Below are 20855 nucleotides of genomic sequence, written 5' to 3' on the forward strand. Positions count from 1 at the left end.
GTGAGGGTTACGGCTGGCGACCAGCGGCGGCGAGGATCAGGTCGGCGATTTCCTTGGAGTGGGACACCAGCGACAAGTGACTCGACGGCAGCTCGATGGTGGTCGCCCCCATGCGCTTGGCGAGGAAGCGTTCCAGGTCCGGGTTGATGGTCTGGTCGAGGCTTGAGACCGCATACCACGACGGCTTGGTGTGCCAGGCGGCGGCCGTGGTGCGGTCGGTGAACAGGGTCTTGGCGATCGGTTGTTGCACGGCGAACAACTGCATGGCCTTGTCGTGAGGCACGTCGCTGGCGAAGTAATTGAGGAAGGCGTCTTGCTTGAGGCTGACGAAACCGTCGTGTTCTTCGGTGCCGGCGCGCACTGGCATGGTCGGGTATTTGGCTGAGAGAGCGACGAAGTCTTCTCCGGCATCCGGTGCGCGCGCGGCGACGTACACCAGCGAACTGACCTTCGGATCGACCCCGGCTTCACTGACCACGGTACCGGCGTAGGAGTGGCCCACCAGCACGGTCGGTCCGTCCTGCTGATCAATAACCCGTTTGGTGGCGGCCACGTCATCGGCCACCGAAGTCAGCGGATTCTGCACGGCGGTGACGTGCAGGCCGGCGGCTTGCAAGCGGGTGATCACGTCCGCCCAGCTGGAACCATCGGCCCAGGAACCGTGCACCAGCACGACGTTGTTGGCCTTGACCGGTGCGGTCGTGGTGGCGGCCATGGCGGAACCGGTGCCGAGCATGAACAGGCTGGCGGCGATCAGGCAGAGTTTGCTCAATGGTTTCATGGTGTGGACCCTTGTCATCATCAGTGGGAGGCGTGTCACCCGGCTGGGTGACTGACGACTTCACTGTAGGGAGCGAGGGGGTTGGGTACGCTGACAACTCAATGACAAGTTTGTAATGAAGCCTGGTTGTACCTGATCCATTGTGAGAGCGGACAACCTATATCGAGATGTATGTGCACAATAAAAAAGAAACCCCGGACAGACCTGATCTCCCCGGGGTTTCCTGTATCAACCAGCTCAAGGCCGTTGATCAATAGCGCTGATATTTCGAACCGAACTCAGGGCGGTTTTCCGCGACGTAGAGTTTTGCTTTCTGGCTGTCCTGACGGTCGATGCCAACCGTGTTCACATTCAGGGTGGCCGGCTGGCTGACAGTGGCTGCTGCAACGACCGCCTGAGTGGCATGTGGCGCGGCGATGGCGGAAGTGGCACCAAGAACCGAAAGGGCGAAACCAAGACCAATGATGCTTTTCATGATGTTGCTCCAGAGCGTGGGGAGAAGATGTGGCCACTGTAGTACTGGAGCGTTGCGATGAGAAAACACCCTTACGCATAGTTGTTATCGAGAACGGTGATCCTTTGTCAGCGGGGCGTGCTGTCGCTGAGCCAGCGCTGTTTTATCTGTTCCAGGCGGCCATCGCGGTTCATCTCATCCAGCGCCTGTTGCCAGCGTTCGACCTGATGCACATCGGTCTGCAGGGAAAACGCGATGTAGCTGCCTTGCTGCATCAGCGGCATCTGATAGTGCAACTGGCTGGGTGCCAACCCTTCTTCGCGGGCCATGGTGGCGATGGAGAGGGTATCGGCCACCACGAAGTCGGTTCGGCCCATGCGCGCCAGGCGCATCATTTGTTCGGGCGAGGCGACACCGTACAAGTTGGTCAGGCCCTGCTTCTGCAAGTAGCTGTAGACCAACCATTTGCGCGGCACGACAATCCGCCCCAGGTTGCCGGCTTCCAGCAAACTGTGTACCGGTGGCCGGACGCTGTCGGCGGAGTACAGCGCGGTTTCCACTTCCAGCAACGGCCCGACCCATTGGTACCGGTCATCGCGCTCGGCAGTGCGCAGTACGGTAAAGACCCCGGTGGCCGGTTCAGTACTGGCCACGTGCAAGGCGCGCAGCAACGGCACTTGCTGCAGGCTCACCTGATCGCCGGTGCGTTCGGCCAGGGCCAGTACCACATCCACACCGAATCCCACCAATTGGCCGCCTTGCTCGAAGTGCAGGGGGGGATGGTTGTCGGTGAGCAGGGTCAGATCGGCCGCGAGTGTATTGAGCGTCAGGAAACCCAACAGCCAACCGGCAAAGCGCTTCATGAATCGTCCTTGATGTAATGAAGCGCGAATCTTAGTACGGGCACAGTGCCACTGTCCCGGACTATCTCCGGGGCTTTTGTGTCAGAGATGAGGATTTATGGGGATGGCTGCCGAGGTTTGTCGCAAAAAAACTGTGGGAGCGAGCCTGCTCGCGAAGGCGGCGAGCCAGACGACATCATCATCGACTGGTCGACCGCATTCGCGAGCAGGCTCGCTCCCACAATTGATCTGTATTGTTTTTGAGAGCGCGATCAGTAGCGCTGGTATTTCGAACCGAACTCGGCGCGGTTTTCCGCGACGGTTACAGCGCCGCGCTCACGCAGATCCTGCAAGCGATCGGCGCCACCCTCGGCAACACGATTCTGGATCAGGCGATCGGAACCACCTTCAGCGACCCGTTCACGCAACTCTTGCAACCGATCGGCACCGCCTTCAGCCACGCGATTTTGTTGCAAGCGGTCCGAGCCGCCTTCGGCCACCAAGACCTTGATGGTGCTTTGGGAGGCGACACTCGAGGTGTTGGCCGATGCCAGGTTCGACAGGCCAAGACCGCCCACCAGTGCCAGGCCGAGTGCCAGGGACGAAACTTTCGAGAAGTTGAACATGGTTGATTCTCCGTGCGCTTAATAAGTGAGTGGTCAGTAGCTCGTGCTAGCTGGTGGTCACAGTTAAACGCCGGGGTGTATCGCTGATGTGTGCTTGAACAGCGCGAAATCGGTTTTTGCGTATCCGGGCGGGGTTCATATACAGAAGGATACAAACCCCTGGAAAAATGTTGATTCCTGCGTTTCGCGCATTTCTACGCTTCGAGCATTTCCACCGGGTAGGAGAAAACATAGCCTTCACTGCGCACGGTCTTGATGTAGGTCGCCTCCCGTGAGTCATCCTTCAACCGTTGACGCAGCCGACTCACCAACAAGTCGATGGAGCGATCGAACAGGTCGGCGTCGCGGCCCTGGGTCAGGTTGAGTAACTGGTCGCGGCTCAATACCCGTTGCGGGTGATCGAGGAACACCCGCAGCAGTCGGTATTCGGCGCCACTGAGGGCAACCAGCGTGTCGTCTTCATCGAGCAGGTGGCGAGCGGTGGTGTCCAGGCGCCAGCGGCCGAAGGCCAGCATGCGGCCGCTTTCGGTGACCAACAGGTTGGGCGGCAGCATGCGGGTGCGGCGCAGCACGGCGTTGATCCGCGCCAGCAGTTCACGGGCGGCGAAGGGCTTGGTCAGATAGTCGTCGGCGCCCATTTCCAGGCCCAGGATGCGGTCGGTTTCGTCGTTGCGCGCGGTGAGCATCAGGATCGGCGTGGCTTTGTGTTTGCCTGAACGCAACTCGCGGCACAGCACCAGACCGTCGTCGCCGGGCAACATGATGTCGAGCACGATCAGGTCTACCTGATTGGCTTCCAGAAAGCTGCGCATTTGCCGGCCGTCGGCAACCACCGTGGTGCGCAGGCCGTTTTTCTTCAGGTAATTGCCGACCAGTTCGCGAATTTCGCGATCGTCGTCGACGATCAGGATGTGGTTGACGTGGTCCATCGGTCGATCCCTTGTATTCGTTGTTGTGCACCCTGTGCAGGAGCGAGCTTGCTCGCGATGGGTTTGAAGGCGACGCGTTTAATCAGGAAACACGCGTTATCGTTCACGTCCATCGCGAGCGAGCTCGCTCCTACAGAAAAGCAATCAGGCAACCACTCGATAACACGGCACATACGCCGCGCCACCGGGCAGTTTCATCCGGTGCTGGGCGACGAAGGCCTTGAGCAGTTGGTCCAGCGGCTGCATCACTGCCGCATCGCCACGGATCTGGTAAGGCCCGTGTTTTTCGATCAGGCGGATGCCCTTGTCCTTGACGTTGCCGGCGACGATGCCGGAGAACGCGCGGCGCAGGTTGGCGGCCAGTTCGTGGGCGGGCAGGTCGCGGCTCAGTTTCAGGTTGGCCATGTTTTCGTGGGTCGGGTCGAACGGGCGCTGGAAACCTTCGTCGATTTTCAGCAGCCAGTTGAAATGGAACGCATCGTTGCGCTCGCGGCGGAACTGTTTGACCGCCTTGAGGCCCAGGGTCATTTGCCGGGCGACTTCCGCCGGATCGTCGATGATGATCTGGTAATGCTTCTTGGCCCCTTCGCCCAGGGTGGCGCCGACGAAGGCGTCGAGTTGTTCCAGGTACGGTGCGGCGTGTTTCGGGCCGGTGAGGATGACCGGGAAGGGCAGGCCTTCGTTGCCCGGGTGCATCAGGATGCCCAGCAGGTACAGGAACTCTTCGGCCGTACCGGCGCCCCCCGGGAAGATGATGATACCGTGGCCGACGCGCACGAAGGCTTCCAGGCGTTTTTCGATGTCTGGCAGGATCACCAGTTCGTTGACGATCGGGTTCGGCGCCTCGGCAGCGATGATCCCGGGTTCGGTCAGGCCCAGGTAACGGCCGCCGTGGATGCGCTGTTTGGCGTGGGCGATGGTGGCGCCTTTCATCGGGCCTTTCATCACGCCGGGGCCGCAACCGGTGCAGACGTCCAGGCTGCGCAGGCCCAGTTCATGGCCGACTTTCTTGGTGTATTTGTATTCTTCGGTATTGATCGAGTGACCGCCCCAGCACACCACGATCTTCGGCTCGACGCCGGGACGCAGGGTGCGGGCATTGCGCAGCAGGTGGAACACGTAGTCGCTGATGCCCTGGGAGGTGCTCAGGTCGATGCGTTGGCTGTCGAGTTCGTTTTCGGTATAGACGATGTCGCGCAGGGCGCTGAACAGCATTTCACGGGTGCTGGCGATCATTTCGCCGTCGACGAAAGCGTCGGCCGGGGCGTTCAGCAGTTCCAGGCGTACGCCTCGGTCTTGTTGGTGGATGCGGATTTCGAAGTCCTTGTAGGCTTCGAGGATGGTCTTGGCGTTATCGACGTGGGCGCCGGTATTGAGGATGGCCAGGGCGCATTGGCGGAAGATGTCGTAGGTGCTGCCGGATCCGGCTTCGCTCAGTTGCTGGACTTCCCGTTGGGAGAGTGTTTCCAGGCTGCCTTTCGGGCTGACCGAAGCGTTGATTACTTGTCGTTGGGTCATTCAATGATCCTTAAAACGATGTCATTCCCACAGAAATAACGAATGGCATCCGAATAGTGTGTATCCATGAAAGAAGATGGCACGAACTGCGCGGTCTCGCCACGTCCCCCGTTTGACGATGAAAAGATGAAAAGGAGCCCCAGCATAGCTAAATCCCTCGCAGAGGCGATAATGCCTGCACTCTTTTTGTCCGTGATTGAAGGAAAACCGACGTAATGTTCGAAATCCAGCCGATGAACGCCGAAACCTATCGGCAACAGACGCGACGCAGCACGCTGATCATCGCGCTGATTTTCCTGGCACTGGCGATGGTGCTGTCCACCACGGCGGTGGCGTTGTTCGGTACGCCTGGCGGGGACAATCTGCGCTTCAACATCGGCGGCGTGTTTGCCGCCGTGCTGGTGATGGCAGCGCTGATGCGCAAGGTGTTCTGGACTCAGGCATGGATGGCGCCGGCGGTCTACAGCTGGCAGCTCAAGCGCAGTCTGATGAGCGTCACCAACGTCATGCATCACCTCACGGCGGCGGTTGATGCAGGTGATCCGAGCGCAATGAAGCTGCTACGGTTCTATCATCTGGGTTTGAACCAAATGCACCAGCTGGACGGTAACTCCAGCGATCATGGGCAATTGATCCGGGAAATGGATCAGCACAAGGCGCGGATGCAAGCGCTGGGTATCGACACTGAACAGACGCGGCTGGACCCGGTCTGGATCGAGGCTGTGAAGCAGGCGTCGCGGTAAACCGCAGGCGTCTGTCAACACGATTCAAGGAGCGAACGTCATGGGGCACCCATCAATCTACGACCGCATCGAAAAAAACCGGCCCGGCGTTGCCAGGCTCAAGGTTCGCGCGGCGGTGACGCTATTGGTTGCGGTGTGCCTGTCGATGGCGCTGATTGTCAGCTGGGAAGTCTGGAGCGCGCGGCAGTATCATCTGCAGGACAAGGAAGTGGCGATGTCCAACCTTGCGCAGACCCTGGCCTCCCAGGCTCAGGCGTCGATCAAGCAGGCCGATACCTTGCTGTTCAGCCTGGTCGATCGCCTGGAAAACGACGGCATTGAAGAAGGCCGGCTCAATCGCCTGCAACGCTTGCTCAGTGCCCAGCGAAGTGAGCTGAGCCAGCTCCATGGCTTGTTCGTATATGACGAAACCGGGAAGTGGATCGCCAATTCCAATGGTGCCGAGGTCGGCGTCGCCAACAATTCCGACCGCGAGTACTTCATCTACCATCGCGATCACCCGGACCGCGGTCCGCATATCGGTCCGTCAATCAAGAGCCGTTCCAGCGGCGAATGGATCATGACGGTGTCGCGGCGGGTCAATCACCCCGATGGCAGTTTCGCCGGCGTTGCGCTGGCGACGATTTACCTCACGCACTTCCTGCAGCTCTACGACAGTATCGACATGGGCAGTAACGGTGTGATCAACCTGATCGCCGACAATGCCTCCATCATTGTGCGTCGTCCGTTCAGCGAGGCGGACATCGGCACCAGCCTGGCCAGGAGCCCGCTGTTCACCCAGTTGCTGCCCCAGGCCGGTTCGGGCACGGCGACGATCAAGTCGATCATCGATGGCGTCGAGCGAGTGGTGGGTTATCGCCGGGTCGAGGGGTATCCATTGATTATCTTTGTCGCGTTGAACAAGGACGAAGTGCTGGCCGGCTGGCGCAAGGAGTCAATGCTCAGTGCGGTGATCGTATCGTTGTTGCTCGGGTTTCTCGGGGTACTCGGTTATCGCCTGATGCAGTTGATGAAGCAACAGAACCGCATCCAGGTCGAGTTGCTCGGGTCCCAGGACAAGCTCCTCGAACTCAATCGAAACCTGGAATTGCTGGCCCTGGAAGATGCACTCACCGGATTGGCCAACCGGCGCCAGTTCGATCTGTTCATTCAGGCGGAAACGGGGCGCGCCCGGCGCAACCTGACCGGTCTGGCACTGCTGATGATCGATGTCGATCATTTCAAGGCGTTCAACGATCACTACGGCCATTTGGCCGGTGATCAGTGTTTGCGCAATATCGCGGCCATCATCATCGAGCACATCAAGCGCCCCGGTGACCTGGCCGCGCGTTTTGGTGGCGAAGAGTTCGCCGTGGTGCTGCCCGGCACCGATTACGTGGGAGCGTTTCTGGTAGCGGAGAAAGTCCGCCGCGCGGTGCAGACGGCAGGTCTTGCGCACAGTGAAAGCCCGGAAGCCGTGATCACGGTGAGCGTCGGTGTGTGCGGCTACGATCCGGCATCACAAACCAGCACCGAGGATTTGATCGGTGCCGCCGACAAGGCGCTGTACGTGGCCAAGGCCAGCGGGCGCAACATGAGCGTCATTGCCAACTGACGGCGACTTGCCGAACCGGGTCGCAACAGACTGCGATCTTTTAAAGCGCCCTGAACACTCGAAGATAGACCACTGCGTTGATCACCAGCACCGCACCGGCCAGCCAAAGCTGAATAGTCGGAGTCAGGCCGGTCGGATAAATCACCGGCCACACATAGTGTTCGATGAAACCGGCGCCGTAACCGCTTTGCCCGGCAGCGTGTCGCATCAGGTTTTCCCAGCGAGTCAACGGGCAGGGCAGGTGGAACAGTTCCACGGCCACACCCCAGGCGGCAGCGGGCAGGTGCCACCGCATCAAGCGGCGCCATTTGAGCACCAGCAGCCCGCCGAACACGACAAACAGAATGAACGAAAGGTGAAACAGCACCAGTCCATCGGCGGCGATTCGGTAGAGCATGTCGACTCCCGCAGGCGTCAGGTGAATGGCTCCATGGTACTCGAAGCAAGCGGGCAGCCGATGAGTGGCAAGATGCGCAAGATTGTTCAAGCCATTGGCCGCGACTGCTGGCACAGTCTGAGGTCTTTTCCCTGGTTGTAGAGCGTTATGTCCAATTCACACTTGCCGCGCACGGCGTTCCTGCGCGGTGCTGCGGCGATCATGCCGCTGTCCCTGGCGACCGCGCCCTGGGGCTTGCTGGCAGGTTCCATGGCGATCGAAGCCAATCTGACGCCCCTGCAAGGCCAGGGCCTGTCGAGCATCGTGTTTGCCGGCGCTGCGCAACTGGTGGCCATCGGCATGCTCAAGGGCGGGGCCGGGATCTTTTCGATCCTGCTGACCACTTTGTTGCTGACGTCCCAGCATTTGCTCTACGGGATGAGCATGCGTTCGGTGATCTCGCCATTGCCGGGACGCTGGCGGGTGGGCCTGGGATTTCTGCTCACCGATGAATTGTTCGCACTGACCAGCCAGCACGACAAACAACAGTTCGACCGCTGGTATGCCCTTGGCGTGGGCCTGACGTTCTATATCGCCTGGAACCTCTTCACCCTGGCCGGGATCGTGCTCGGCAGCAGCATTCCGGGGCTTGAGCACCTGGGTCTGGACTTCTCCATCGCCGCCACCTTCATCGCCCTGATCACCCCGGTGGTACGCAATGTGCCGACCGTGGTCTGCGTCGCGGTGTCGTTGTTCTGCTCGGTGCTGTTCAGCTACTGGCAATGGGGCTCGGCGCTGGTGCTGTCGGGGTTGGCGGGGATGACCGCCGGGTTTATCTGCAACAAATTCTGGGGAGCGCGCACATGATGGTCTGGGCGGTGATTATCGGCATGGGCGTGTTGGTGTTCCTCAACCGCTATGTCTTTCTGGAGCCGCGGCTGCCGGTGCGCCTGAGCAGCAATGCCCGGCAGTTTCTCGGTTTCGCCGTGCCGGGGATGTTGACCGCGATCTGCGGGCCGATCGTGTTCATGCCCGAGAAACAGCTGAATCTGCAATGGGATAACCCCTACCTGATCAGCTCGCTGGTGGCCGTCGGCCTGGTGCTGTACACCCGCAATACCCTGCTCAGCATGTTGTTGAGCATGGGGTTTTTCTTTTTGCTGCGTTGGTGGCTGTAAGTCGGGGCGTGGGAAATTGTTCTACGCTTAAGGTTGATGAACGATCCCTTCAGGAAGAGAGGTGAGCATGGCCAATGAACCCAAGCGTCTGGATCCCGAAGAAGATGTGGATGAGCCGACGGAAGAAGAGATTGAGCAGCAGAAGCGTTCGGTGCCGGACTGGAAGCACCCTGACGATGGCACGGAACTGTCGGAGCCTGACCGCAAATTCTGAGATATTTTTGGAACCCTGAGCAAGGGAGATTTTTTGTGGGAGCGAGCCTGCTCGCGAAGGCAGTGTGTCAGTCAACGAATAAATTGTCTGACCCAACGCTTTCGCGAGCAGGCTCGCTCCCACAAGTACTCAAAAGGGGTTCAAATGTCTTCCAGCGACAGAAAATCGGGATGAGTGGCCCGATAGCCCAGCGTCCTGTCGATCCAGGCATTCAACTCGTTGACCATCACCGGCGGCCTGCCTGGATAGCCTTCAAGTGTCGAACTCAGAAGGTTGTCGATATTGGGGACTGATCCTAGATTTCGGGTTTGTATGTATTGCCCGATAAAAGAGTCGAGTTGGTAGTGTTCAGTCTTTGTGAGATAGACACACGCCAGACTCACGACTTGATTATTTGTAAAATCGTCGCGCAATTTGGTTCTCTGCAAGGCTTGTTGTTTTCGGGATGTCCTGAGTTGCTGACTCTTTGGTCAACTGGCTGTGGCACTGGAAATGCGGCGCGAATGCTAGCCGTACTTATTGAAAATGTATGTATGACCAAAGGATTGTCGGACAAGCGGTTCATTCACAAAACGCATGTGCTTTCATAAGTGTTAATGAGTTGAAACAGTCGTTGTAACAGTGCCTGACAATGACTTGTTACTTATGCCTGCGGTTCTGTCGATACTGACAGTTCAAGTGCTCTTTGCAATTAATTCGGCCCCTTGGTTTCTGGCATTGTTAAGCGCTTTATCGACCCTGTACCACTCGAATACATCACTGTCTTCCCCTTGCAAAAGTACCATTTGCTCGGCCCGCTCCTTGGGCGTGGCCGGGTCCAGCCATTCCAGCGCCAACTCGGGTGACAACACCACCGGTCGGCGGTCATGAATATCCACCAACCCTCCTGCGCTGTCGGCAGTGATGATGACAAAACCGTCATCGTCCCGAGGTGCTGCCGTGCCGATGGGGAACTGTCCGATTGCCGCACATAAAACCGGCTTCCGGTCGCGACGGCGGATCAGCCAGGGTTGTCGTGTGCCGTCTCCGGCATCGGTCCATTCAAACCAGTTGTCGATCGGGCAGATCGCGCGGTGTGGCCAGATCGCCCGGAAGAACGGACCGTGGGCGACTTTCTCGACCCGCGCATTGATCGGTGCCGCGCGATCGGTCGCCCAGTGCGGTCGCCAGCTCCAGCGCTGCAAATCGGCATGCAAGCCGTCGTCCTCCTGATGCAGCAGTGCCAGTTGCGTGGTGGGCGGGGCGTTGTAGTGGGCCAACGGCTGGTCGCCGACGTGATTGATCAACGCGTCGGGGATGCTCAGCACCGCCACGAAATCGTGGATGCCCCGGTATTGCGACAGGCGTCCGCACATGGCCGAATCCTCCATTGTAGGAGCGAGCATGCTCGCGATGAACCTGAGTGCTGCGCGGGGTGTCAGGTTTCCATCGCCATCGTTGACGACCATCGCGAGCATGCTCGCTCCTACAGAATAGCGAATACCCTTAAATCACGTGCGCCCGCTGCAACTCGGTCAACGACAAGGCCTTGAGCCGGGCCAGCAAAGGGTCGCGGCGATCCCGCGGGTGCGTCAGCGTCACCGCCAGTTCCTGACGGATGCTGCTGGGGCGGTTGTCCATCACCAGCACCCGATCACTGAGGTACAGCGCTTCATCGACATCGTGGGTCACCAGCAGCAGGGCGATGGCGTGGCGTTCGGCCAGTTGCAGCAGCAGGTCTTGCAGCTTCATGCGGGTAAAGGCATCCACCGCGCTGAACGGTTCGTCGAGCAGCAGCACCTGCGGGCGCGAGTAGAGGCCGCGAGCGATCGCCACCCGTTGTGCCATGCCGCCGGACAGCGCTTTGGGCAAGGCATTGGCGAAACCGCCGAGGCCGACTTCCTCGATCAATTGCGCAACCCAGGCCTTGTCGTACTGGTTGTCTGCGCTGAAGCCGATGTTTTGTTCCACCGTCAGCCAAGGCATCAACCGGGGTTCCTGGAACACGAACGCGACCTCGCCGGCGCGGTTGCGCAGGGTGCCCTGGAAGTCCTTTTCCAGTCCGGCGACGATCCGCAGCAAGGTGCTTTTGCCGCAACCGCTGGGGCCGAGCAGGCTGACGGTTTCCCGGGGCTGCAACTGCAAGTGGATGTTGTTGAGGACCGTTGTCGCGGCGAAGGTCTTGCGTTCGACGTGGATGTCCAGCAGGTGTTCGGTCATGGCTCAATCCCCCGCGTGGTGGCCGTTGAAGGTGTCGCGCCAGGCCAGGAAGCGTTTCTCCAGGCCGGCGAGCAGGCCGTCGCTGAGTTTGCCCAGCAGCGCCAGCACGATGATTGCCGCCAGCACGATGTCCGGACGCGAGGTTTCGCGACCGTCACTGAGCAGATAGCCCAGGCCTTTGGTCGCCGCGATCAGTTCGGCGGCCACCAGAAACATCCAGGCCAGGCTCATGCCGCTGCGCAACCCGGTGAACAGGCCGGGCAGGGCGGCGGGCAGCAGAATCCGTCGCACCAGGCGAAAGCGGCTGAAACCGTACATTTGCCCGACCTCCACCAGTTTGCGGTCGATGTTGCGGATCGCTGCGACGCCATTGAGGTACACCGGAAAGAAGGCGCCGATGGCAATCAGGACGACTTTCGAGGTCTCGTCGATGCCCAGCCAGAGCAAGAGCAGCGGCACCCAGGCCAGGCTCGGGATCGAACGCAGGCCGGCGAATGTCGGTTCCAGCCAGGCTTCGGCTTCACGGCTCAAACCGACCCAGGCGGCGAACACCAGGGCCAGGCTGGCGCCGATGGCGAACCCCAGCAGCACCCGCAACAGGCTGGCGCTGATGTGTTTCCACAGCGCGCCTTCGGCGAGGTCTCGCAGAGTGAGGGCGATTTCGCTGGGGGCCGGCATCTGGTAGGACGGCAGCCAGCCGATGCGCACGACCAACTCCAGTACCAGAAGCATCAGCACCGGCAGCGCCAGGCCCTTGAGGCGCAGGCGCCAGGCGGTGTTCAGGCGATGCGGTGCAGGCAATACCAGGTGTGGGGGGAGGGTTTTGCTTTTGCTGGACATTGGACTCTCCGGCGACGACGAATCCGCGGCAGGCGCGGATTCAGTCTGTCCGTTAACGGGCATTTACTGGCGGGCCACGGTTTCCTTGAACCCGGTATCGATCAGTTGATCGATCACCTGATCGACATTCACCCCACGCCGTACCAGCTCTTCGGAAACCAGGATCGGCGCAGCGGCCTTGGACGCGATCACATCCCGGGTGGTCAGTTGCGGATTGCTCAGGTCAGTGCGCGACAGTTGCAGCTTGGCCACGTCCAGCGGCAGGCCGGATTCCGTGGCCAGCAGCTTCGCCAACTCATCAGGATTTTTGACCGCCCATTCCCGGGCCTGCTCGTAGGCTTTCAGGACAGTGTCGATGGTTTGCGGGTGTTCCTTGGCAAAGGTATCGGTGACGCTGACCACGCCATAGCTGTTGAAACCGGTGTTGCGGTACAGCAGGCGCGATCCGGCCTGGACCTCGCTGGCAGCCATGTGCGGATCGAGCCCCGCCCAGGCGTCGACATCACCTTTTTCCAGTGCGGTGCGACCGTCCGGGTGCTGCAGGTGCACCAGCTCTACATCGTCCTTGCTCAGACCGGCCTGCTGCAGGCTGCGCAGGGTGAAGAGGTACGGGTCAGTGCCCTTGGTGGCGGCGATTTTCTTGCCCTTGAGGTCGGCCACGGTTTTGAACGGCGAATCCTTGCGTACCACCAGCGCGGTCCATTCGGCGCGGCTGTAGACGTAGACCGATTTGATCGGGCTGCCATTGGCTCGGCTGAGTACCGCCGCGAGGCTGGCGGACGAAGCAAAGTCGACGCCGCCGCTGTTGAGGTACTCCAGCGAACGGTTACTGCCCTGGCTCAGGACCCAGCCGACCTTGGTCTGTGGCAGTGCTTTCTCCAGAAAACCGAAATGCTTGAGCACCAGGCTGACCGGCGAATAGTAGGCGTAGTCCAGATGCACTTCCGCTGGCGGCGCTTCGGCCGCCTGAGCCGAAGGTTGCAGGCTCAGGGCCAGGGCGCAGGCGCTGAGCAGGTACCTGAAAGTCGAAAAACGAAAGGTGGGCTTCATGGGGCGGCTCCGGGCAAGGCGGCGAGATTCTTATGTCCAAAAAATTAGTTAGAGTGACTGCATCCTGCATAAAAAGAATATTGCAGGCTCTGTGCCATGTTTTCGAACTCACGCTTTTCAGGGCTTTGCCGCGTTCAGCAGGGAAGTGAGGTGTTCGACACAAAGCAGTGTGTTGACGCGCTGTTGCTGGGCCAACAGCAGCCCATGAAGGGTGCTTAGCTTATGCAAAAATAGAATTTAAAATTCAATTTGTAAGAGCGTTATGGTCTATGGCAATCACCCCCAAGGAGCCCCCGATGAACCTGTCCCGATTCGTGCGCGGTCTGCTGACCAGCGCCTTGTTTGCTACGCCCATCGCTTACGCCGCCGAACCTGTCGTGCTGCACGTCGGTGACCAGAATTACTACAACATTCGCGCGTCGGTGGAAGCCTCGGGTGTGCTCAAGGACGCGCCTTACACCGTCGATTGGAAGCACTTCCAGGCCGCCGCGCCGTTGGCCGAAGCGCTGAACACCGGTGCGCTGGACCTGGGTTTTCTCGGTGACTCGGGTTTTCTGTTCCTCGCCGCCAAGCAAGCGCCTGTCAAGCTGATCGGCGTGTCGCGGCAGAACCCGGACACCATCGCCTTGCTGGTGCCCAAGGATTCGCCGGTGAAAACCATCGCTGATCTCAAGGGCAAGAAAGTTGCCTACTGGCCCGGCGCCTGGAGCCAGCAACTGACCTTGCGCGCCCTGGAGCAAGCCGATTTGCCGGAAGACTATGTCGACTTCATCAAGTTGATGCCGATCGATGCCGCCGCTGCGTTGCCTCAGGGCAGTATCGACGCGTTCCCGGTGTGGGAACCGTACATTTCCCAGCAGATCCTGTTCTCCGGTGCGCGGCCGATTCTCACCGCCAAGAACCTGATGCCCGGCCTGAGCGCCATCGCCGCCTCGACCCCTTCGATAGACAGCAAGCGTGAAGCCATCGCCGATTTTCTCGGGCGCTTGAAAAAGGCCCGGGCCTGGGTCGACAGCAACACCGACGAATACGCGGATTTGTGGGCGAAGAAGGCCAACCTCGATCAGAACGTCTCGCGCCACTGGTTGCGCCAGGCGCACATGACCGTCGGCCCGGTGGATGCACAGGCCGCCAAGGATCTGCAAAGCACCGCGGACTTCCTGTTCAAGGTCAAGGCGCTGCCGACTGCACTGGCGACCGCACCGATCATCGATAGCTCGTTCCAGCAGGCACTGGCGAAGTAAGCGGAACCAATGTAGGAGCGAGCATGCTCGCGATGCACGACAGGGCACCGCGGGGTGCCAGGCTGTCAGCGTAATCGTTGACGACCATCGCGAGCGAGCTCGCTCCTACAGGTAAGATGACAGCCTCGTAGAGGTCTGGCTTAAGGCAAAACATGAAACAGTGGCTCAAGGTTCTCTCGGCGTGTGCCATGGCAGTCAGTCTGCTGGGCTGTATCGCCGCTCCCATCGAAATGTCGCCGCAGACCGAACAACGTCTGCAAACCCAACCGCCGATCCGCTTCCTGCTGACCTACGATGACGGCCCCAGCGCATCGGGTTTCTGGAACCCCACCGAAACCGTGCTCGACAGTCTGGCGCGCAATCCCCTGCAAGCGGACATCAAGGCCGTGTTCTTCGTGCAGACCCGTGCCTCGCGGGCCGGCGGCAGCGAGATCGGGCGCGCAATCATGCACCGCGAGCGCGATGCCGGGCACATTCTCGGCTTCCACACCGCGACGCCTTCGCACACCAATCATCGTTCCCTCGACCCACAGGAACTCGAACAGGCACTCACCGACGGCAGCGCCGACATTGCCGCGATCACCGGTGTGCCACCGACCCTGCTGCGCCCGCCATTCTGGAACTACGACAAACGCACCTTCTCCGCGTATCAGCAACATGGCCTGCATGTGCTGTTGACGGACCTGAGCGCCAACGACGGTAAGATCTGGGGCTTCAACGCCAGCCCCCGGCGGCGGGCTCACTTCTTGCGCTCGATGTCCGAAGTGCGCGAGCGCATTGCCCTGGGTGAACTGCCGGTGGTCGATGGGGTGATTCCGGTGGTGGTGACCTTCCACGACCTCAACCGCTACACAGCCCGGCATACCCGCGAGTACCTGCAGATCCTGCTCGACAGTGCCCGGGCGACGGGAGTGAAAGTTGCACAACAGCCGTTTTACGACGACACCGCCGCGCTGCAACGGGCGGCGATGGCGCGCACCGTGCGCGATGGTTCGCAACCGGTGCAACTACCGGGATTCTGGAACTGGATCTGGAAGAAAAATTCCGAGTGAAAAAGTGTTTGAAATGAGAACCGGATAACGCTTTTTTCTGGCGCAGAAATGGCAAAGCGCGGCTATTCTCATTGGGTTCCAATCCGTCCGAGGGATCGGCCATGCTTCCCATCTCTGTCTTGTGCAACATTGTGGAGTCCGGATTTACCCCTCTGTCCTGCGAATGCACGGAAAGCGCAGGCTTGCTGCGCATCGAGGTTTACGACCCCGTCAGCGGCCGGGTTGAACTGCTGATCAGCGGCGTATCGACCGAGCAGTTGACCAGCGTGCGGGCTATCTCCGACCTGATCGGCGAGTTGCGCACCGAGATGAGTGCGGGGCGCCGGGCGTTTGCGGGCTGACGCCCCAGGTCCGAGATAAACACTGAACCTGTGGCGAGGGAGCAAGCTCCCTCGCCACAGGTATTCATTGCCCATGGTATTCGATTACTGTGGCTGTAGCTCTTCAATCATCCGCAAACAATGGTTCAACCCCGGCGAAACATCGCCCACCCGTCGGCTGAGAATGATCGGCGAGGTCGCGTTGTCTTCCAGCAGTGGCGTGAAGCCGATGTCGTCGCGGTGCAGCAATTGCACCGAGGCCGGCACCAGCGTGACCCCGATCCCGGCCCCCACCAGACCGATCGCCGTTTGCAGCTCATTGGTCCATTGCGCCACGTGGATGCTCACGCCATAGGATTCGAACAGGGCGATCACATGGTCTGCATAGCTGGGGCGTGGATTGCCGGGGTAGAGCACGAAGGGTTCTCTGGCCAGGTCGCGCAGGCTGATGGGCCCGGCCAGCAGAGGGTGTCCGGCGGGCAGGGCGGCGACCAGGCGATCTTCGGTCAGTACCGTCTGGACAATCGCAGGGTCGTCGATGCGGATCCGGCCGAAGCCGATATCGATGCGGCCGGCCTTGAGCGCTTGTACCTGTTGCAAGGTGGTCATTTCCGACAGCCCCAGCTCAAGCTCCAGCGGCTCGCCGCTGCGCAAGCGGCGGATCAGTTCCGGTAGCACGCCGTACAGCGTCGACGGTGCGAAACCGATGCCCAGCCAGGTCTTTTCCCCCAGGCCGATGCGCCGCGTGTTGTCGCAAACCTTGTTCAGTTGTTCGAGCAGGGCCGTGGAGTGTTCATGGAAAAACCGCCCGGCATCCGTCAGCTTCAGCGGCCGTCCACGCTCAAGCAACATCACCCCCAACTCGTCCTCCAGTTGCTGGATCTGCCGGCTCAGGGGCGGCTGGGCGATATGCAACAACTCAGCGGCGCGAGTGAAGTTGAGGGTTTGAGCCAATACCTGGAAGTAACGCAGGTGACGCAGTTCCATGGAGCCTCCAGTCGTAGATCGATTGCATACCTTAAAGGTATCAAGTCAGACCAATTCTATATTGGCATCGAGAAAAAAGCCGTACGAGAATCGATTCCAGAACTCCAAGAACCTGATGGGTATCGAAATGCTTGCAACTGCCATTGAATCGATCGAGACGATCATCGTCGATCTGCCAACCATCCGCCCGCACAAGCTGGCGATGCACACCATGCAGAACCAGACCCTGGTGATCATTCGCGTGCGGTGCGCCGATGGCATCGAAGGTATCGGCGAGTCCACCACCATCGGTGGCCTGGCTTACGGCAATGAAAGCCCTGACAGCATCAAGACCAACATCGACACACACTTCGCGCCGCTGTTGATCGGCCAGGACAGCGGCAATGTCAACGCGGCGATGCTGCGCCTGGAACGCAGCATCCGTGGCAACACCTTCGCCAAGTCCGGTATCGAAACCGCGCTGCTCGACGCCCAGGGCAAGCGCCTTGGTGTGCCGGTCAGCGAGTTGCTCGGCGGCCGTGTTCGCGATGCGTTGCCGGTGGCCTGGACCCTGGCCAGTGGCGATACCCAGAAGGACATCGCCGAAGCGGAAAAAATGCTCGACCTGCGCCGCCACCGCATCTTCAAACTGAAAATCGGTGCCGGCGAGGTCAACCGCGACCTGGCCCACGTCATTGCCATCAAGAAAGCCCTGGGCGATCGCGCCAGCGTACGGGTCGATGTCAATCAGGCCTGGGACGAAGCGGTGGCGCTGCGAGCCTGCCGGATACTTGGCACCAATGGCATCGATCTGATCGAACAGCCGATTTCGCGCAATAACCGCGCCGGCATGGCGCGCCTGAATGCCATGAGCCCGGCGCCGATCATGGCCGACGAGTCCATCGAGTGCGTGGAAGATGCGTTCAACCTGGCCCGCGAAGGCGCGGCATCGGTGTTCGCCCTGAAGATTGCCAAGAACGGTGGCCCACGCGCTGTGCTGCGTACTGCCGCTATCGCCGAAGCGGCCGGCATCGGCCTGTATGGCGGGACCATGCTCGAAGGCGGCATTGGCACCATGGCCTCGGCCCATGCCTTTGTGACCCTGAACAAACTGGCGTGGGACACCGAACTGTTCGGCCCGCTGCTGCTGACCGAAGACATTCTCGGCGAACCGCTGGTGTATCGCGATTTCGAGCTGCATGTGCCGAAAGCCCCGGGGCTGGGCCTGAGCCTGGATGAAGAACGCCTGGCGTTTTTCCGCCGCGACAAGACATCCACTGCCATTCATCAAGCCTGAGGAGAGCATTATGCTGTTCCACGTAAAGATGACCGTGAATTTGCCGGTCGACATGAACCCCGAACGCGCCGCGCAGCTCAAGGCCGACGAAAAAGCCCTGGCCCAGCGCCTGCAGGACCAAGGCAAGTGGCGTCACCTGTGGCGTATCGCCGGCCTGTACGCCAATTACAGCGTGTTCGATGTCGACAGCGTCCAGGAACTGCACGATTTGCTCATGCAATTGCCGCTGTATCCGTACATGGCGATCGAAGTCACCGCGATGTGCCGGCATCCTTCGTCCATTCGCGAGGATGACCGCTGAACCCAGCCTGTTCAGTTCGCTATGCCAATAATTACAAGATGAGGAACCGATAAAATGAACGTCAAGATTTCCCACACTGCCGAAGTCCAGAAATTTCTCGAAGAAGCCAGCGGCCTGCTGAACGATGCCGGCGATCCACGGACCAAAGCGCTGGTCTACCGCATCCTGCGTGATTCGGTGAACATCATCGAAGACCTCGCCGTGACCCCGGAAGAGTTCTGGAAAGCGGTCAACTACCTCAACGTGCTGGGTGCACGCCAGGAGGCCGGGCTGGTAGTGGCCGGGCTGGGCCTGGAACATTACCTCGACCTGCTGATGGATGCCGAAGACGAACAGGCCGGCAAATCCGGCGGTACCCCGCGCACCATTGAAGGCCCGCTGTACGTGGCCGGTGCGCCGCTGTCCCAAGGTGAAGCGCGTCTGGACGATGGCGTCGATCCGGGTGTGACCCTGTTCATGCAAGGCCGCGTATTCAACACCGCTGGCGAACCCTTGGCCGGCGCCGTGGTGGATGTCTGGCACGCCAACACCGGTGGCACCTATTCGTACTTCGATACCACGCAATCGGAATTCAACCTGCGCCGCCGTATCGTCACCGATGCCGAAGGCCGCTACCGTTTCCGCAGCATCGTGCCGTCGGGCTACGGCTGCCCGCCGGACGGTCCGACCCAGCAACTGCTCGATCAACTGGGCCGTCACGGCCAGCGCCCGGCGCACATCCACTTCTTCATTTCCGCGCCGGACCATCGCCACCTGACCACCCAGATCAACCTGGATGGTGATCAGTACCTGCACGACGATTTCGCCTACGCCACCCGCGATGAACTGATTGCGAAAATCACCTTCAGCGAAGACCAGGCGCGTGCAGCGGCGCACGGTGTCAGCGGTCGCTTTGCCGAAATCGACTTCGACTTCACCCTGCAGTCGTCGGCCCAGCCTGAAGAGCAGCAGCGCCACGAGCGGGTTCGTGCACTGGAGGACTGATCGCCTCTAACTGCGCAACCTTGGTGGGAGCGAGCCTGCTCGCGAAGGGGGAGTCAGCTTCAACATCGATGTTGACTGGCACACCGCTTTCGCGAGCAGGCTCGCTCCCACATTCGATCGCGTTTCCTCAGGGTAAATGCGGTCAAATGTGGGAGCGAGCCTGCTCGCGAAGGAGCCGGAAAAGCCCACAGGTCGGTCTACTGACACACCGCCACCCGTACTGCCCTAGAATGACCTGATGCACCCCATAAGAACAACGAGAGTGACCTGATGATGCAAGTGCAACTGTTGAGTCAGCGCAGCACTGTATTCGACCATGCCGACCCCTACGCGGTGTCGGGCTACGTCAATCAGCATGTCGGCAACCATTGCATCCTCATGCCCCGCGCCGGGCGGCCGCTGGCCAGTCTCAACCACCGCAAATTTGCCAGCCTGGACCTGTGCCGCATCAGCTACGGCGGCAGCGTTCGCGTCACTTCGGGCGCGCTGGAAAGCATCTATCACTTGCAAGTGTTGCTGCAGGGCAATTGCCTGTGGCGCGGACACGGGCAGGAGCACTACTTCGCCCCCGGTGAATTACTGCTGATCAACCCCGACGATCCGGTCGACCTGACGTACTCCGACGATTGCGAAAAATTCATCCTCAAAGTCCCCACGACGCTGCTTGAGTCCGTCTGCGATGAGCAGCGTTGGCGCTATCCGGGGCAGGGCGTACGGTTTCTGGAGAACCGTTATCAGCTCAATGAACTCGAAGGTTTCGTCGGCCTGCTGGCGATGATCTGCCAGGAAGCCGAAGCCACCGAGCAGATCCCCAAGGTGCAGGAGCACTACGCGCAGATCATCGTCAGCAAGATGCTCAGCCTGATGAAAACCAACGTCAGCCGACTCGAACTCGGCTCGCAGACCGCCACTTTCGAAGCGATTGCCGACTACATCGCCCGCAATCTCAAGCAGAACATCGACAGCGAAGAACTGGCGCGCCAGGCGCACATGAGTTTGCGCTCGTTGTACGGCCTGTTCGAACGCAACGCCGACACCACCCCGAAAAACTACATCCGCCAAAAACGCCTGGAGCGCATCAACGCCTGCCTGAGCGACCCGACCTGCAATGTGCGCAATGTCACAGAGGTGGCCATGGATTATGGTTTCCTGCATCTGGGACGGTTCTCCGACAGCTATCGCAAGCAATTCGGCGAATTGCCGTCCGATACCCTCAAGCGGCGCCATTGATTTGTTGTAAGCGCAAGTCTGAATACACCACAAAACCCTGTGGGAGCGGGCTTGCCCGCGATGGAGTCGGCACATTCAACAGTGATGTTGTCTGACACACTGCCATCGCGGGCAAGC

General features: G+C 60.2%; 25 protein-coding genes. 12 read left to right on the forward strand and 13 right to left on the reverse strand.

Annotation, left to right across the window (positions count from 1 at the left end; translation table 11 throughout):
- Positions 1-7 precede the first annotated feature (7 nt).
- The 6 genes from CKW21_RS08830 to ppnN all read right to left on the reverse strand — a co-directional run bounded on the left by CKW21_RS08830 (position 8) and on the right by ppnN (position 5150).
- On the reverse strand, positions 8-781 hold the full coding sequence (locus tag CKW21_RS08830) for an alpha/beta hydrolase (RefSeq protein ID WP_095193585.1): 774 nt from the start codon (positions 779-781) through the stop codon (positions 8-10).
- A gap of 250 nt (positions 782-1031) precedes the next feature.
- On the reverse strand, positions 1032-1256 hold the full coding sequence (locus tag CKW21_RS08835) for a hypothetical protein (protein ID WP_095193586.1): 225 nt from the start codon (positions 1254-1256) through the stop codon (positions 1032-1034).
- 107 nt (positions 1257-1363) lie between these two features.
- Positions 1364-2098: an ABC transporter substrate-binding protein gene (locus CKW21_RS08840; RefSeq protein ID WP_095193587.1), complete on the reverse strand. Its 735-nt coding sequence runs from the start codon at positions 2096-2098 to the stop codon at positions 1364-1366.
- Positions 2099-2349: 251 nt separating this feature from the next.
- Positions 2350-2703, reverse strand: a complete 354-nt coding sequence (locus tag CKW21_RS08845) for a hypothetical protein (RefSeq protein ID WP_095193588.1) — start codon at positions 2701-2703, stop codon at positions 2350-2352.
- A gap of 194 nt (positions 2704-2897) precedes the next feature.
- Positions 2898-3632, reverse strand: coding sequence for a response regulator (locus tag CKW21_RS08850; protein ID WP_095193589.1), 735 nt, complete (start codon positions 3630-3632; stop codon positions 2898-2900).
- A 144-nt stretch (positions 3633-3776) separates the two neighbouring features.
- Positions 3777-5150, reverse strand: a complete 1374-nt coding sequence (gene ppnN / locus CKW21_RS08855; protein ID WP_095193590.1) for a nucleotide 5'-monophosphate nucleosidase PpnN — start codon at positions 5148-5150, stop codon at positions 3777-3779.
- 215 nt (positions 5151-5365) lie between these two features.
- Between ppnN and CKW21_RS08860 the strand changes: the two genes are divergently transcribed.
- Positions 5366-5893 carry a DUF3087 family protein gene (locus CKW21_RS08860; protein WP_095193591.1) on the forward strand — a complete coding sequence of 176 codons (528 nt, stop codon included), beginning with the start codon at positions 5366-5368 and terminating at the stop codon, positions 5891-5893.
- A 40-nt stretch (positions 5894-5933) separates the two neighbouring features.
- On the forward strand, positions 5934-7487 hold the full coding sequence (locus CKW21_RS08865; RefSeq protein ID WP_095193592.1) for a sensor domain-containing diguanylate cyclase: 1554 nt from the start codon (positions 5934-5936) through the stop codon (positions 7485-7487).
- A 40-nt stretch (positions 7488-7527) separates the two neighbouring features.
- Here CKW21_RS08865 and CKW21_RS08870 read toward each other — a convergent pair whose 3' ends face one another.
- Complete coding sequence (locus CKW21_RS08870) at positions 7528-7884, reverse strand: DUF2784 domain-containing protein (protein ID WP_095193593.1); 357 nt, start codon at positions 7882-7884, stop codon at positions 7528-7530.
- A gap of 147 nt (positions 7885-8031) precedes the next feature.
- Here CKW21_RS08870 and CKW21_RS08875 point away from each other — a divergent pair, with 147 nt between their 5' ends.
- From CKW21_RS08875 to CKW21_RS31480, 3 genes are all read left to right on the forward strand, one after another.
- Positions 8032-8730: an AzlC family ABC transporter permease gene (locus CKW21_RS08875; RefSeq protein ID WP_095193594.1), complete on the forward strand. Its 699-nt coding sequence runs from the start codon at positions 8032-8034 to the stop codon at positions 8728-8730.
- Positions 8730-9041: an AzlD domain-containing protein gene (locus CKW21_RS08880; RefSeq protein WP_162130447.1), complete on the forward strand. Its 312-nt coding sequence runs from the start codon at positions 8730-8732 to the stop codon at positions 9039-9041. The genes CKW21_RS08875 and CKW21_RS08880 overlap by 1 nt, the downstream gene beginning before the upstream one ends.
- Positions 9042-9108: 67 nt before the next feature.
- Positions 9109-9255 carry a hypothetical protein gene (locus CKW21_RS31480; protein ID WP_170948650.1) on the forward strand — a complete coding sequence of 49 codons (147 nt, stop codon included), beginning with the start codon at positions 9109-9111 and terminating at the stop codon, positions 9253-9255.
- Between the two features lie 140 nt (positions 9256-9395).
- Here CKW21_RS31480 and CKW21_RS08885 read toward each other — a convergent pair whose 3' ends face one another.
- The 5 genes from CKW21_RS08885 to CKW21_RS08905 form a co-directional block, all read right to left on the reverse strand.
- Positions 9396-9668 (reverse strand): hypothetical protein, encoded by a 273-nt coding sequence (locus tag CKW21_RS08885; RefSeq protein WP_095193705.1) that lies wholly within the window; start codon positions 9666-9668, stop codon positions 9396-9398.
- A 261-nt stretch (positions 9669-9929) separates the two neighbouring features.
- The gene (locus tag CKW21_RS08890) at positions 9930-10610 is read right to left on the reverse strand and encodes an SOS response-associated peptidase family protein (protein ID WP_095193595.1); all 681 of its coding nucleotides are present in this window, start codon (positions 10608-10610) and stop codon (positions 9930-9932) included.
- A 130-nt stretch (positions 10611-10740) separates the two neighbouring features.
- Positions 10741-11454 carry an ABC transporter ATP-binding protein gene (locus CKW21_RS08895; protein ID WP_095193596.1) on the reverse strand — a complete coding sequence of 238 codons (714 nt, stop codon included), beginning with the start codon at positions 11452-11454 and terminating at the stop codon, positions 10741-10743.
- Positions 11455-11457: 3 nt separating this feature from the next.
- Positions 11458-12294, reverse strand: a complete 837-nt coding sequence (locus tag CKW21_RS08900; RefSeq protein ID WP_095193597.1) for an ABC transporter permease — start codon at positions 12292-12294, stop codon at positions 11458-11460.
- Between the two features lie 63 nt (positions 12295-12357).
- Positions 12358-13344, reverse strand: coding sequence for an aliphatic sulfonate ABC transporter substrate-binding protein (locus CKW21_RS08905; protein WP_095193598.1), 987 nt, complete (start codon positions 13342-13344; stop codon positions 12358-12360).
- 296 nt (positions 13345-13640) lie between these two features.
- On the opposite strand from CKW21_RS08905, the gene CKW21_RS08910 reads away from it, so the two are divergent.
- The 3 genes from CKW21_RS08910 to CKW21_RS08925 all read left to right on the forward strand — a co-directional run bounded on the left by CKW21_RS08910 (position 13641) and on the right by CKW21_RS08925 (position 15981).
- Complete coding sequence (locus CKW21_RS08910; RefSeq protein WP_095193599.1) at positions 13641-14588, forward strand: ABC transporter substrate-binding protein; 948 nt, start codon at positions 13641-13643, stop codon at positions 14586-14588.
- Between the two features lie 152 nt (positions 14589-14740).
- Positions 14741-15640 (forward strand): polysaccharide deacetylase family protein, encoded by a 900-nt coding sequence (locus CKW21_RS08920; protein ID WP_095193601.1) that lies wholly within the window; start codon positions 14741-14743, stop codon positions 15638-15640.
- A gap of 101 nt (positions 15641-15741) precedes the next feature.
- Positions 15742-15981: a DUF1652 domain-containing protein gene (locus tag CKW21_RS08925; RefSeq protein ID WP_095193602.1), complete on the forward strand. Its 240-nt coding sequence runs from the start codon at positions 15742-15744 to the stop codon at positions 15979-15981.
- An 84-nt stretch (positions 15982-16065) separates the two neighbouring features.
- Here CKW21_RS08925 and CKW21_RS08930 read toward each other — a convergent pair whose 3' ends face one another.
- Positions 16066-16947 carry a LysR family transcriptional regulator gene (locus tag CKW21_RS08930; protein WP_095193603.1) on the reverse strand — a complete coding sequence of 294 codons (882 nt, stop codon included), beginning with the start codon at positions 16945-16947 and terminating at the stop codon, positions 16066-16068.
- 127 nt (positions 16948-17074) lie between these two features.
- Here CKW21_RS08930 and CKW21_RS08935 point away from each other — a divergent pair, with 127 nt between their 5' ends.
- The 4 genes from CKW21_RS08935 to CKW21_RS08950 all read left to right on the forward strand — a co-directional run bounded on the left by CKW21_RS08935 (position 17075) and on the right by CKW21_RS08950 (position 20738).
- On the forward strand, positions 17075-18223 hold the full coding sequence (locus CKW21_RS08935) for a muconate cycloisomerase family protein (protein ID WP_170948651.1): 1149 nt from the start codon (positions 17075-17077) through the stop codon (positions 18221-18223).
- 10 nt (positions 18224-18233) lie between these two features.
- Positions 18234-18524 (forward strand): muconolactone Delta-isomerase, encoded by a 291-nt coding sequence (catC, locus tag CKW21_RS08940; RefSeq protein WP_008029082.1) that lies wholly within the window; start codon positions 18234-18236, stop codon positions 18522-18524.
- 54 nt (positions 18525-18578) lie between these two features.
- A complete protein-coding gene (catA, locus tag CKW21_RS08945) occupies positions 18579-19508 on the forward strand; it encodes a catechol 1,2-dioxygenase (protein WP_095193605.1) in 930 nt (309 codons plus the stop codon).
- 270 nt (positions 19509-19778) lie between these two features.
- Positions 19779-20738, forward strand: a complete 960-nt coding sequence (locus CKW21_RS08950; RefSeq protein WP_095193606.1) for an AraC family transcriptional regulator — start codon at positions 19779-19781, stop codon at positions 20736-20738.
- Positions 20739-20855 lie beyond the last annotated feature (117 nt).

The organism is Pseudomonas sp. Irchel 3A7 (assembly GCF_900187565.1).
Lineage (GTDB): Bacteria > Pseudomonadota > Gammaproteobacteria > Pseudomonadales > Pseudomonadaceae > Aquipseudomonas.